Origin of the sequence: Sphingopyxis microcysteis, assembly GCF_012274265.1 — a bacterium.
In the GTDB taxonomy this organism is placed as follows: domain Bacteria; phylum Pseudomonadota; class Alphaproteobacteria; order Sphingomonadales; family Sphingomonadaceae; genus Sphingopyxis; species Sphingopyxis microcysteis.
Window position 1 is genome coordinate 699,490 of the sequence record NZ_JAANYY010000002.1, and the last position, 12,471, is coordinate 711,960.

General features: G+C 65.8%; 11 protein-coding genes. 6 read left to right on the forward strand and 5 right to left on the reverse strand.

Annotation, left to right across the window (positions count from 1 at the left end):
* Window positions 1-31: 31 nt before the first annotated feature.
* The 3 genes from G9408_RS03365 to hemA are packed head-to-tail and all read right to left on the reverse strand — an operon-like array spanning window position 32 to window position 2,404.
* Window positions 32-721: a nitroreductase gene (locus G9408_RS03365; RefSeq protein WP_168452680.1), complete on the reverse strand. Its 690-nt coding sequence runs from the start codon at window positions 719-721 to the stop codon at window positions 32-34.
* On the reverse strand, window positions 718-1,188 hold the full coding sequence (locus G9408_RS03370; RefSeq protein ID WP_168452681.1) for an SF0329 family protein: 471 nt from the start codon (window positions 1,186-1,188) through the stop codon (window positions 718-720). The genes G9408_RS03365 and G9408_RS03370 overlap by 4 nt, the downstream gene beginning before the upstream one ends.
* Before the next feature lies 1 nt (window position 1,189).
* On the reverse strand, window positions 1,190-2,404 hold the full coding sequence (hemA, locus tag G9408_RS03375; RefSeq protein WP_168452682.1) for a 5-aminolevulinate synthase: 1,215 nt from the start codon (window positions 2,402-2,404) through the stop codon (window positions 1,190-1,192).
* Between the two features lie 198 nt (window positions 2,405-2,602).
* On the opposite strand from hemA, the gene G9408_RS03380 reads away from it, so the two are divergent.
* A complete protein-coding gene (locus G9408_RS03380; RefSeq protein ID WP_168452683.1) occupies window positions 2,603-3,130 on the forward strand; it encodes a hypothetical protein in 528 nt (175 codons plus the stop codon).
* A 4-nt stretch (window positions 3,131-3,134) separates the two neighbouring features.
* On the opposite strand, the gene murI is transcribed toward G9408_RS03380, so the two are convergent.
* Window positions 3,135-3,938 (reverse strand): glutamate racemase, encoded by an 804-nt coding sequence (gene murI, locus G9408_RS03385; RefSeq protein WP_168452684.1) that lies wholly within the window; start codon window positions 3,936-3,938, stop codon window positions 3,135-3,137.
* Between the two features lie 214 nt (window positions 3,939-4,152).
* Here murI and plsY point away from each other — a divergent pair, with 214 nt between their 5' ends.
* Window positions 4,153-4,758, forward strand: coding sequence for a glycerol-3-phosphate 1-O-acyltransferase PlsY (gene plsY, locus G9408_RS03390; protein ID WP_168452685.1), 606 nt, complete (start codon window positions 4,153-4,155; stop codon window positions 4,756-4,758).
* Window positions 4,755-5,852 carry a DNA-processing protein DprA gene (dprA, locus tag G9408_RS03395; RefSeq protein WP_328804374.1) on the forward strand — a complete coding sequence of 366 codons (1,098 nt, stop codon included), beginning with the start codon at window positions 4,755-4,757 and terminating at the stop codon, window positions 5,850-5,852. Before plsY ends, dprA begins: the two co-directional genes overlap by 4 nt.
* A 9-nt stretch (window positions 5,853-5,861) precedes the next feature.
* Here the strand turns inward: dprA and G9408_RS03400 are convergent, their stop codons facing one another.
* A complete protein-coding gene (locus G9408_RS03400) occupies window positions 5,862-6,842 on the reverse strand; it encodes a 2OG-Fe(II) oxygenase (RefSeq protein WP_168452686.1) in 981 nt (326 codons plus the stop codon).
* Between the two features lie 148 nt (window positions 6,843-6,990).
* Here G9408_RS03400 and G9408_RS03405 point away from each other — a divergent pair, with 148 nt between their 5' ends.
* From G9408_RS03405 to topA, 3 genes are all read left to right on the forward strand, one after another.
* Window positions 6,991-8,625: a vWA domain-containing protein gene (locus tag G9408_RS03405; RefSeq protein WP_235957448.1), complete on the forward strand. Its 1,635-nt coding sequence runs from the start codon at window positions 6,991-6,993 to the stop codon at window positions 8,623-8,625.
* Window positions 8,626-8,755: 130 nt separating this feature from the next.
* Window positions 8,756-9,748: a hypothetical protein gene (locus G9408_RS03410; protein ID WP_168452687.1), complete on the forward strand. Its 993-nt coding sequence runs from the start codon at window positions 8,756-8,758 to the stop codon at window positions 9,746-9,748.
* A gap of 98 nt (window positions 9,749-9,846) precedes the next feature.
* The gene (gene topA / locus G9408_RS03415) at window positions 9,847-12,402 is read left to right on the forward strand and encodes a type I DNA topoisomerase (RefSeq protein ID WP_168452688.1); all 2,556 of its coding nucleotides are present in this window, start codon (window positions 9,847-9,849) and stop codon (window positions 12,400-12,402) included.
* The last annotated feature ends 69 nt before the right edge of the window (window positions 12,403-12,471 follow it).

Consider the following 12,471-nt stretch of genomic DNA (forward strand, 5'->3'; position numbering starts at 1 on the left):
GCTTGGACAGCGGCCGAGAGAATTTCCGAGATCAGTCGTCGAACCCCACGAACCGCGCCGCCGCTTCGACGCTCTTGCGGTTCGACACCACGGCGTTGGCGGGAAAGTCGTCGTCGGGCCAGCCCATCGCGACGCAGATCATGATGACTTGATCGTCGGGGATATGCGCATGCTCGCGCACCACCGGCGACTGCATGATGCCCTGACTGTTGATCACGCAGCCGAGCCCGCGCGACCAGGCGGCGTTGACCAGCGCGTTGGTCACTGCGCCGCAGTCGAAGGGCGCGATATCGCTGCCGAGCAGGACGCGGTCATAGGTCACGACGATGCTGACTGGCGCGTCGAACTGGCGAAAACCCCGCAGCACCCAATCCTGGCGCCCCGCCTTGTCGTCGCGGTCGATGCCCATCGCACCGAACAATTGTTTGGCGACCTCGACCTGGCGGCCGCGATGTTCGTCGGGGACGACATTGAAGGTCCGAAATTCGCGGCTGTCGGGCTTGCCCGCCAAGATGCCGTCGGTATTGCCGCGGCGGATCGCGTCGAGCGGCGCGCCGGTGACGACCGAGAAATTCCAGCACTGGTTGTTGTAGGACGAAGGCGCGCGCATGGCGACCTCGATGATCTCGGCGATCAGCGCCTTCGGGACGGGCTTGTCGAGGAAGCCGCGGATCGAGCGGCGTCCGACGACGATCTCGTCATAGGTCAGCGCGCCCGTCACGCGGCGTCGCGCCGATCGAGGCCCAGGATGGTTCGGCGAAGTTCCAGTATATGAGCAGGCAGCCGGTGCAGCATGGTGGCATCGAGTTGCACGAGGCGCCGCTTGCCGATGCGGGCGTCGGCGATGGCGAGCGACTGGATCAACGGATCTTCGTCGTTCAGCGCCTGTTCGATCGAGAGCTCATGCACGAATGCCCAGCAGGCCTGATAGGCATCCTGACGGCTCAGCTCGCCGAAATCGGCGAACTGGTGCCGGTACATGGCGTTTTGCTTAGCCGCTGAGGTGTCCATGCCGCTCGCGATGAAATGCGCGCGTGTACAAAAATTCGCGATAACGTCGCCGTCGAACGTCAGCCATGCGCGGCCGCAACTACAATTGCCATAAGCGGCGCTATGGATGTCGAGCCGTTTCCGCAGTTCGGGCGCGAACCGTTCGATCACTACTGCACGGAGACCGCTCCACCGCAAATTACGCGGCCTTGCGCAGTTCGAGCCGGTCCCAGATTTCGACGAGCGCCTGCGTCAGCTCGCGCATCATCGCTTCGTCGTGCGCCGGACCCGGGGTGAAGCGCAGGCGTTCGGTGCCGCGCGGCACGGTCGGGAAATTGATCGGCTGCACATAGACGCCATATTCGGCGAGCAAGATGTCGCTGATCTTCTTCGCGCGCACCGGGTCGCCGACCATCAGCGGCACGATGTGCGTCGTCGAATCCATCACCGGCAGGCCCGCGTCGCGGAAGCTCTGCTTCAGAAACGCTGCCGCGGCCTGCTGGGCGTCGCGTTCGACACTCGATTCTTTCAGGTGGCGGACGCTGGCGAGCACCCCGGCGACGAGCACCGGCGACAGGCTGGTCGTGAAGATGAAGCCCGGCGCATAGCTGCGGATCACGTCGATGATATTCTTGTCGGCGGCGATATAGCCGCCCATCACGCCGAACGCCTTGCCGAGCGTGCCCTCGATGATCGTCACGCGGCTCGCCGCTTCGTCGCGGTCGGTGATACCGCCGCCGCGCGGGCCGTACATGCCGACCGCATGGACTTCGTCGCAATAGGTCAGCGCATTATATTTGTCGGCAAGGTCGCAGATCGCGTGGATCGGGGCGACGTCGCCATCCATCGAATAGACGCTTTCGAACGCGATCAGCTTGGCCGCGTCGGGATCGTCCTGCGCCAGCAGTTCTTCGAGATGCGCGAGGTCGTTGTGGCGCCACACGCGCTTTTCGCAGCCCGAATTGCGGATGCCCGCGATCATCGAGGCGTGGTTCAATTCGTCCGAATAGATGATGCAATTGGGCAAGAGTTTGCCCAGCGTGCCAAGCGTCGCTTCGTTCGAGATATAGCCCGAGGTGAAGAGCAGCGCGCCTTCCTTGCCGTGGAGGTCGGCAAGCTCGGCTTCGAGGTCGATGTGATAATGGGTGTTGCCGCCGATGTTGCGCGTACCGCCCGACCCGGCGCCGACATCGTGCAACGCTTCTTCCATCGCGGCGACGACCTTGGGGTGCTGGCCCATGGCGAGATAGTCGTTCGAGCACCAGACGGTGATCGGCTTCGGACCATTATGGCCGGCAAAGCAGCGCGCATTGGGAAAGGCGCCCTTGTTGCGGAGGATGTCGATGAAGACGCGATAGCGTCCCTCTTCGTGCAGCCGGTCGATCGCGCGAGCGAAGATGTCGTTATAGTTCAAGGTCCGGCCCCGCAGTCAGGTTCCCGCGCCGCTCGTTCTGGGCGGCTATTAACAGGCGGGCCAATAACGGCGAATTGGGCCAAAATCCAGTGAGAACGATTCGCAAGTCATTGCGTCGATCACTGTGATCTATCGCACCGGTACATTGACGCCCGGCGGCTAAGGCGCGAACCGTAAGTGGCGCGAAGGAGCAAGATCATGATCCGTTTTCCGGTTGTTGTCATGGGGGCGGTTGCCGCCGTGATAGGGGTGTCCGCTCCCGCCCCGGCGTCGACGCCTGCGCCGTTCGACGGCGCATGGATGTCCTGCGAGACTTATCGGGGGGCGGAAATCTGCTCGTACAAATTGCTCGCGCAGCGCGGGAACCGCTTGTGCGGCGTCCAGCGCTATTTTGCGACGAACGCCTATTATGAACAGCGGCTGGTTGGCACGGTGACGGGCGGCGTGGCGCAGATCGACAAGATCTGCGGCGACCCGGGATCGGAGACGGACAGCTATTGTCCCGGTCGAGCGCCGCCAGATGCCGCCAAGGTGGGATGGGCTCCGTCGAAAGAACGACTGTTCCAGTGCCGCGGTCGATTGTTCAGCACGTCGAGCGATGCGCCGCCCAGTTGTCGGGGCGTGACGCCCAACATGGGCATCCCGCGCGTCCGCAGCCTGGGCGGACAAGGGCCGCAGCCGGAGGATCGCACCTGGCTCGCGGCGTGTGCGGCGGGGCGCGAGTGACGCGTCAGATCGTTTCGATCCGGTCGATGCCATAGGGCGCGAGCGTGGCGAGCGGCGGCGGTGGCCGGTCGATGCTGCGCGTGAAAACCGCGACCCCGGGCGTTGGGAAGGCGGGCCAGGGCTGGCCCTCCGTCAAAGCGGCGATCCGCCGCGCGATGCCATCGGCGCCGTCGATCAGGGTCACGGCGGGACCGGCCGCCGCCTGAAGCTCATCCGCGAGCAGCGGAAAATGGGTGCAGGCGAGCACGATCACGTCGATCGCATCGCCGCGCTCTTGATCGCGGAGCCCCGCAATGGCGCGCGCGATGACGGTCGGATCGACCGGTTCGCCGCGCAGCTTGGCCTCCGCGCCGGTGACCAGCCCGGGACTGCCGTGGCGCAGCACCGTTTTGCCGCCCGCAAAGCGCGCGCTGAGGTCATCGACATAGGGCTGGCGGACCGTCGCTTCGGTGCCGAGAACCCCGATGACCCCGGTCTTCGACAGGGCAGCCGCGGGCTTGATCGCCGGTACCGTTCCGACGATCGGCAGGTCGAGCGCGGCGCGGACATGGGCGAGCGCGATCGTCGATGCAGTGTTGCACGCGATCACCGCCAGCCGGGGCTGATAGCGTTCGACAAGCCGCCCGAGCAGCGCCGGGACGCGCGCCGCAAGTTCGGTCTCGCTTTTCTGGCCATAGGGCAGCCCGGCATAGTCGGCGGCATAGACGATCGGCGCGGTCGGCAGCAGCGCCCGCGTCGGGCCGAGGACGGTGAGGCCGCCAAGGCCGGAGTCGAAGAACAGGATCGGGGCGTCGGGGGCGGGGTTCATGCGCGGCGATTAGCAGGGGGGCGGTTGGGGCTCAATTGCCTAACCGTCGCCCCCGCGCAGGCGGGGGCCACCATCGGCCTTGCGGAAGGTCGCCAGCGGCCCCCGCCTGCGCGGGGGCGACGGTAATCGTCCATTCTGGCCGCATCGGTGTGCGAATCCGTTGCTTGCGTGCGCCAACTTCGCCACAACCCTCGCGAACGGAGCAAGGAACGCCATGACCAATTTGCTGCTGATCGTGATGGGCTATCTGCTCGGGTCGATCCCTTTCGGAGTCATCCTGACCCGTCTGTTCGGGGCAGGCGACCTGCGTCAGATCGGGTCGGGTAATATCGGGGCGACCAATGTGCTGCGCACCGGGCGCAAGGGGCTGGCGGCGGCGACTCTGATCCTCGATGGCACGAAGGGCGCGGTCGCGGTGCTGCTGGCACGGCATTTCGTGCCGGAGCTTGGCGATCAGGCCGCGATGATTGCGGGCGCGGCGGCGATGATCGGCCATTGCTATCCGGTGTGGCTGAAATTCCGCGGCGGCAAGGGGGTGGCGACATTGCTGGGCCTCGCGCTCGCGCTGGCTTGGCCGATCGGGCTTGTCTTTGCTGTGGTATGGATTGGCGCGGTCCTGTTGCTGCGCATCTCCTCGCTCGGCGGGATGCTCGGGGCGGTGGCTGCGCCGATTGCTGCGATCGCGCTGGGGTATCCGGTTTACGCGATCGGTCTGGCGGGACTCGCGGTCATCGTGTTGTGGCGGCACCGCGAGAATATTGCGCGGCTGCGCGCCGGGACCGAGCCCAGGATCGGCGCGAAGAAAGACGCTGCCGCGTGACCCCTGCGGAGCGGCTGGCGCGGTTGCGGCTGATCCGCACGCCGCATGTCGGCCCGGTCAGCTGGCACCAGTTGATGCAGCGGTTCGGATCGGGCGAGGCGGCGCTCGATGCGCTGCCCGAACTGGTCCTGCGCGGCGGGGCAGGAAAGGCGCGGATCGCGCCGATCGAGGTTGCCGAGCGTGAATTTGCGCGCGTCGCCGACCTCGGCGCGCGGCATATTTTCAGCGACGAGCCCGAATATTCATCGCTGCTGCGCGAAGTTGAGGGCGCGCCGCCGGTGATCGTCGTGCGCGGCGACACCGCGATGTTGCGGCGCCCATGCGTCGCGATCGTCGGCGCGCGCAACGCTTCGGCGATCGCGTGCCGCTTTGCCCGCCAGCTCGCCGCCGACCTGGTGGCGCGCGACGTGACGGTGGTCAGCGGGCTGGCGCGCGGGGTCGATACGGCGGCGCATGTCGGTGCGCTCGGTGGATCGACAGTCGGCGTGATCGCGAGCGGGATCGACATCGCCTTTCCGCCCGAAAATACCGCGCTGCAGGAAAAGATTGCGACCGATCAGTTGCTGATCGCGGAACAGCCGCCGGGCAGCGAGCCGTTGGCGCGCCATTTCCCATCGCGCAACCGCATCATCGCGGGGCTGGCGCATGGCACGGTGGTGATCGAGGCGGCGCCGCGCTCGGGATCGCTGATCACGGCGCGGCGGGCGGGGGATTATGGGCGCGAGGTGATGGCGGTGCCGGGGTCGCCGCTCGACCCGCGCGCGCAGGGCTGCAACCTGCTGATCCGCGAAGGTGCCACGCTGATCCAGACGGTCGAGGACGTGCTCGAGGCGATCGGGCCGATCGACAGGCGGATGGTGCGCGAACCGGCACCAGCGCCGGTCACGCCGCCGATGCACGTCGACGCCGCGGGATCGCTCCGCGACAACGACCGGTATAGCGTCGTCGACCTGCTCGGCCCGACGCCGGTCGCGGTGGACGAAATCATCCGCCTGTCGGGACGCCCCGCTCCGGCGGTGCAACTGGTCCTGCTCGAACTCGAACTGGCGGGACGGATCGAGCGCCATGCCGGCGCGCGGATCAGTACCGTCTGATCGACCTCTTCAGGGGACGAAGCGGCGTTCGCGGATCCAGCGCGATGCGACATATTTTGTCCCGCTGATGACGGGCATGCCGCAATGTTCCGATGCCGGGTCGACGGCACCGTCGGGCAGGGTGTTGCGGAACAACAGCAGGTCGCCTTTGCGCGCTTTGAACTTCAGCGTCGTCTTCACGAAATTGGTCTCGCCGCCCTTATAATCGTGATTGAGATAGATAAGCGCGGTCAGCACCCGCTGATTGTCGAGCTGCGGATTGAAATCGAAATGCGACCGATATTGCTGGCCCGGGCGATAACGCAGCAATTGCAGCGCCTCGCCGCAGTCCGCGTCGCTTTGGGCAACCGCCGCGATACGGCGGTTGATCGCATGGACCACCGGGTCTTCCAGCAACCATTGGATCGTGAATTCGTCGCTGTTGCGGATCGGGTCGAGTCGCGTGCCGCCGCGGCCGTCGTTGATCTGGGCCGGTCGATAGTTTTTGCCGCCGACGTCGAGCAGATAGGCGCATTCGGCCGCCGTGGCAAAACCGGGGTACCGCACGGCGTCAGGCGCTTCCGCCAACCGTTCGGGCTTACGGCAGACTTCGGGATCGCCCGACGCGGTCAGCGCCATTTTTTTCAGCAATTCGATCTGCAGCTTGCGGCGCGGATCGATCGCGACTTCGCCGGCCATGCGGGCAATCGCGGCGGGCCAGTCGCGCGGCCCCGCGATGCCGCTCGCCAGCAAATTTGTGCTGAGGATCCGCGCCGGGCCATGCCCGGCCTTCGCGGCTAGATCGAACTGAACGCGCGCCGCGACCGGGTCCGATGCTATGGCGCCGCCGCTCCACAGGTTGCGGGCAAGGACGAACAAGGCGTCGGGCTGGCCTTGCGCGGCCAGCTGGCGGATCAGCAGCATCGCCTCTTCCGCGCGCCCGGCATTGGCCAGCGCTTCGGCGCGCGCCATCATCGGATGTGGTTGGTGTGGATTGAACTGCGACGCCATGCGCCGCTCCTTAGCGCAGGGCGATGCGCGATGACAATGTGATCGCGGGCATAGTCGGTTCGGCGCAATTCACCCATGGTTCACCGCAGCGGTCGCAATCAAAGGGCGGGTTCGCATCAACCGTAGTGGCGAGGGCCGGGGAGCGTTCATGAAAAGCAAGTTTCTGACATCGGCGACATTGTTCGCGGTGCTGACGACGGGTGCAGGTCCGGTGCCGATAGCGGCGACCCAGGCGCGGGAAGCGCCGGGGCAGGGTTTCTGCCGCACCGCCGATCTGTTGCCGCGTCTCGATCCCGAGGTCCAGCCGCAGCAGCAGTCCAGCAACAGCGTCAAGACGAAGGGCGGGAGCAAGCGCGATCGTGCGGTCGTCACGGCGTCCGAACCGATGCCGCCGCCACCCCCGCCACCACCCCCTCCTCCGCCGCCGCCACTTATGGCACCGCCCGCGCCCTCCTATGTCGATGCCGGAGAGGTTTCGGAGGTCGTCGTCACCGGTTCGCGCGTAGCGTCGCCCGCGCTCGATTCGCCGAGCCCGGTGACGAGCATCGGCGCCGAAGAAATGAGCGCCGAACGATCGGCCGCTCCGCCGGTGGCGGGTTCGGTGGGCGACGCACGGATCGCCCTGCCGCATCCGCCGCGCCCCTATCCACGGCCGCAGCCGCAGGCGGGCATATTGACCGCGGGCGAGCATGACGATCTGCTCAACCCCGAACTCTACGCCGCCTATGTCGGCCGCAGCGGCGATCTGGGGCAAGAGGTGCAGAGCCTGCCGCGCGTCGACACGACGCGCGTGGTGACGGTGAAGGTCAACGACCGGAGCGGCCAGCCCATCCCCTTTGCCGATGTCATCGTGACGTGCAGCGACGGCAACAGCATCACCATGGCGACACAGGCCGACGGCAGCGCGGTGTTCTTTCCGGGCCTCGACCGGCTGAGCGAGCGGATCACCGTGACCGCGCGCAAGGCGGGGCGCACCATCGCCGACGCGCGGCCAGTGCTCGTCGCCAACGCGGCGGGCGGCCAGCTCGTCGGACTGACCGCCAACCAGGCGGCGGCCAAGGTGACCAAGCTCGACCTGATGCTGGTCGTCGACACGACGGGCAGCATGGGCGACGAGATCAATTATCTGCAGTCCGAACTGCGATCGATCATCAGTGCGATCACGGCCAAGCATCGCGATCTGGATATTCGCATCGGTTTTGTCTTCTACCGCGACCTGGGCGACGAATATGTCACGCGCACGGTCGTTTTCGACCGCGACGTCGGGCGGGTACAGGGCACCCTTGCGCGGCAGAATGCGAACGGTGGCGGCGATTATCCCGAAGCGATGGATCAGGCGCTGATCCGCGCGGTCGGACAGGAGTGGCGCGCCGACGCGGTCAAATCGCTGCTGCTCGTCGCCGATGCGCCGCCGCACGACCAGTTGTTCGGGCGGACGTGGCAGGCGGCGGAAGCCGCGCGCGCCAAGCGCATCCACATCACGCCGGTTGCCGCATCGGGCGTCGCCGACAAGGCCGAATATGCGATGCGCGCGATGGCCGCGGCGACCCAGTCGCGGTACCTGTTCCTCACCGACGATAGCGGCGTCGGCAATCCGCACGCGCCGCCGGCGATCGACTGCTATCTGGTGACCAGGCTCGACGCATTGGTGCGCCGCGTGATCGACAGCCAGATCAGCGGCCGCCGGGTCGAGCCCGAGGATCAAGAGATCATCCGCAGTGTCGGCAAATATGACGCGGGCAAATGTATCCTGCCCGCCGATTTCAAATGGCAGAACGGGTGACGGCGTGACGTCACAAGCTTGACATGCCCCCCGCATCTGGCCGATGCGGGGGCCGTGGGTTGCTTCGATAACTCCTTTTTCCGGTCGGGTGGGTCGACCGGCGGGGAGGGGAGTCGGAGGGGGAATACCCATGAGGAAGTTATTGGCGGGCATCGCCATGGCCGTACTGCTCGCGCAGCCCATCACCATTGCCGCAAAAGAAAAGGAACCGGTCAAGATTTCCGGCCCGTCGAACGCCAAGGGCGTGACGACGGTCGCGATCGGTGCGTTCAACGTCGGCTTCATCTTTGAATCGATCGACCGCACCGCGGCTTCGGGTGGATTGATGGGGGCGTTCGGGGGGACGACCAAGGCGAAGAGCGAGTTGGTCGGGGTTACGCCGGAAATGATGCAGGCGATCACCGACGCTGCCTATGCCGATTTCGTATCGCAGCTGACCGCGGGTGGCTATTCGGTTCAGGCGGCTGGCGATCTGTTTGCTCATCCGGCGCTCGCAAAGACCAAGTCGCAGGCGGCGCCGCTCGACATCAACCTGGCGCTGGAAAAGGGAAGCAAGGGCAAGGCGACCTATTTCAAACCGTCGGCGTTGCCGTCGCTGCTGATGATCCCCGGTGATTTCATGGGCAGCGGCATGAGCAGCATGGGGATCAACATGGCGGCGGGGCAGGCCGGTATGGCGCTGAACAATTATGCGCGCGAAAGCGGCGTCGGCGTGATCGACGTCGTCTATCTGATCGATTTTTCGCAGCAGAAGCGACCGGGCGCCTTCAGCTTCGGCGGGCTGCAGGTGAACAGCGCCTTGTCGGTCAGCGCCGATTATTCGCGCATGACGCTGATCACCCCTGCGGGCAAGCAGGCGGTCCTCACGGTGAAGGCGCCGGTCGCCGTCGAGGGCGAGTTCGTCGAAAAGAATGACGCGACGAGCGGCACCGACAAGGCGCTGCAGTCGGGGGCGAATGTCGCTGGCGGCCTTGCCGCCGTCGCGGGCTTTGGCGGGCTGCGCTTCGGCAAGACACGCAAATTCGAATTCACCGCCAAGCCGGGGAATTACGAGGAGGGGGCAGCGAAGGCGGCAAGCCTTGCCAGTCAAATGCTGATCGGTCGGCTCAGCGCGCTGCGTTGACCCCGCGGCGGGCGCTTCTTAAATCCGCTTGACGGAGGGCCGGAGCGCCCGCCACCCTCGCGCGTGTACGTGAGAGTAATCGGGGAACGAATTTTTCCATGCAATTGGTAATTGTGGAATCGCCCGCCAAGGCGAAGACGATCGAGAAATATCTGGGGCGCGATTTCAAGGTGCTGGCCAGCTATGGCCATGTGCGCGACCTGCCGCCCAAGGACGGATCGGTCGATCCCGACGACGGTTTTGCCATGCAGTGGCAACTTTATCCCGACAAGACGAAGCGGATGAAGGAAATTCAGGACGCGGCGAAGAGCGCCGACCGCCTGATCCTCGCGACCGACCCTGACCGCGAGGGCGAAGCGATCAGCTGGCATGTACAGGAATTGCTGCGCAGCAAAAAGGCGCTGCCGCAGGCGGTCGATCGCGTGACCTTCAACGCGATCACCAAGCAGGCCGTGACCGACGCGATGGCGCATCCGCGCGAGCTCGATACCGATCTGATCGACGCCTATCGCGCGCGCCGCGCGCTCGACTATCTTGTCGGCTTCACCCTGTCGCCAGTGCTGTGGCGCAAGCTGCCCGGCGCCAAGTCGGCGGGGCGCGTGCAGTCCGTCGCGCTGCGGCTGGTGGTCGAGCGCGAGCGCGAGATCGAGGCCTTTGTTGCGCAGCAATATTGGTCGGTCACCGGCCTGTTCGAAATGGGCGGCACGCCGTTCAAGGCGCGGCTGTCGCGGTGGAAGGGCGACAAGATCGAGCGACTGTCGATCACCAGCGAAGCCGATGCCCGCGCCGCCGAAGCCGATGTGAAGGCGGGGCATTTCACCGTCGATGCGGTCGAGACGAAACCGCTCACCCGCAACCCGCCGCCGCCTTTCACGACATCGACCCTGCAACAGGAAGCGGCGCGCAAGCTCGGTTTTTCGGCCAGCCATACGATGCGGATCGCGCAGGCGCTCTACGAGGATGGCGCGATCACCTATATGCGTACGGACGGCGTCCAGATGGACGGCAGCGCGATCAGCGCCGCGCGCAAGGCCATCGCGACGCGCTACGACGGCGGCTATGTCCCCGACCAGCCGCGGCAATATCAGACCAAGGCGAAGAATGCGCAGGAAGCGCATGAGGCGATCCGGCCGACCGACTTTTCGAAGGACAAGGCGGGCAGCGGCGACCATGCGCGGCTCTATGAACTGATCTGGAAACGCGCGATGGCGAGCCAGATGGCGTCGGCGCGGCTCGAACGCACGAGCGTCGACCTTTCCGACGGGACGGGCAAGACGGTGATGCGCGCGACCGGCCAGGTCGTGAAATTCCCTGGTTTCCTCGCGCTCTATGACGAAAGCCGCGACGATGCGGGTGACGATGACGACGCGCGCCTGCTGCCCGCGATGGCGAAGGGCGATGCGCCTGCGAAAACCGGGGTCGAGGTCGAGAGCCACGAGACGCAGCCGCCGCCGCGCTATTCCGAGGCGAGCCTCGTCAAGAAGATGGAGGAACTCGGCATCGGGCGCCCGTCGACCTATGCGTCGATCCTGCAGGTGCTGAAGGACCGCTCCTATGTGACGGTCGAGAAGAACCGCTTCATCCCCGAGGAAAGCGGACGGCTGCTGACGGCATTCCTCGAGCGCTTCTTCGAACGCTATGTCGGCTATGATTTCACCGCGGGGCTTGAGGAAGAGCTCGACGATGTCTCGGGTGGCCGCGCGCAGTGGCAGGCAGTGCTCGAACGCTTCTGGCGCGATTTCAAGCCGCGCACCGGCGAGGTGATGGAGCAGAAGCCGTCGGAGATCACCGCGGCGCTCGACGAATTCCTCGGCCCTTATCTCTTCCCCGACAAGGGCGATGGCAGCGACCCGCGGCTCTGCCCCAATTGCGGCACCGGCAAGCTTGCGCTGCGCGGCGGCCGTTTCGGCCCGTTCATTGCGTGCAGCAACTATCCCGACTGCAAATTCACGCGGAAGTTCGCGCAGCCTGGCGGCAGCGACGGCGCCGATACGGGGCCGGAGACGCTGGGCAATGATCCCGACAGCGGGCTGGAAGTGACGAAGCGCAGCGGGCGGTTCGGTCCCTATATCCAGCTCGGCGACGGCAAGGAGGCGAAGCGTTCGTCGATTCCAAAGGACATCCCGGGCGAGGATTTCGATCTCGATTATGCGCTGCGGCTTTTGAGCCTGCCGCGCGAGGTCGGGGTGCATCCCGAAAGCGGCAAGCCGATCATGGCGGGGTTGGGACGCTATGGCCCCTATCTGCTCCACGACGGCAAATATGCCAAGCTGACCGGCACCGCCGAAATCTTTGACATCGGGATGAACGCCGCGGTCGTCCGTATCGCCGAAGCCGCCGCGGGCGGCGGGCGCGGGCGAACGAAGGCCGAACCGCTCAACACCTTCGGCCCGCACCCGACGAGTGGCGGCGAGATGAAGCTGATGGAAGGGCGCTTCGGTCCTTATGTCACCGACGGCACGACCAATGCGACGCTACCCAAGACCGCCGACCCGGCGACGCTGACGCTCGAAGAGGCGATCGCGCTCATTGATGCACGCGCCGCGAAGGGACCGGCGAAGGGCAAGAAAAAGGCGGCGCCGAAGAAGAAGGCTGCCGCGAAGAAGCCCGCAGCGAAGAAGGCGCCGGCCAAGAAGAAGTCGGCTAAGGAATAGCCTTTATACGAACGTCATCCCGGCGAAGGTCGGGATCTCACCCTATCGCCAAGACGCATCGGTGAGATC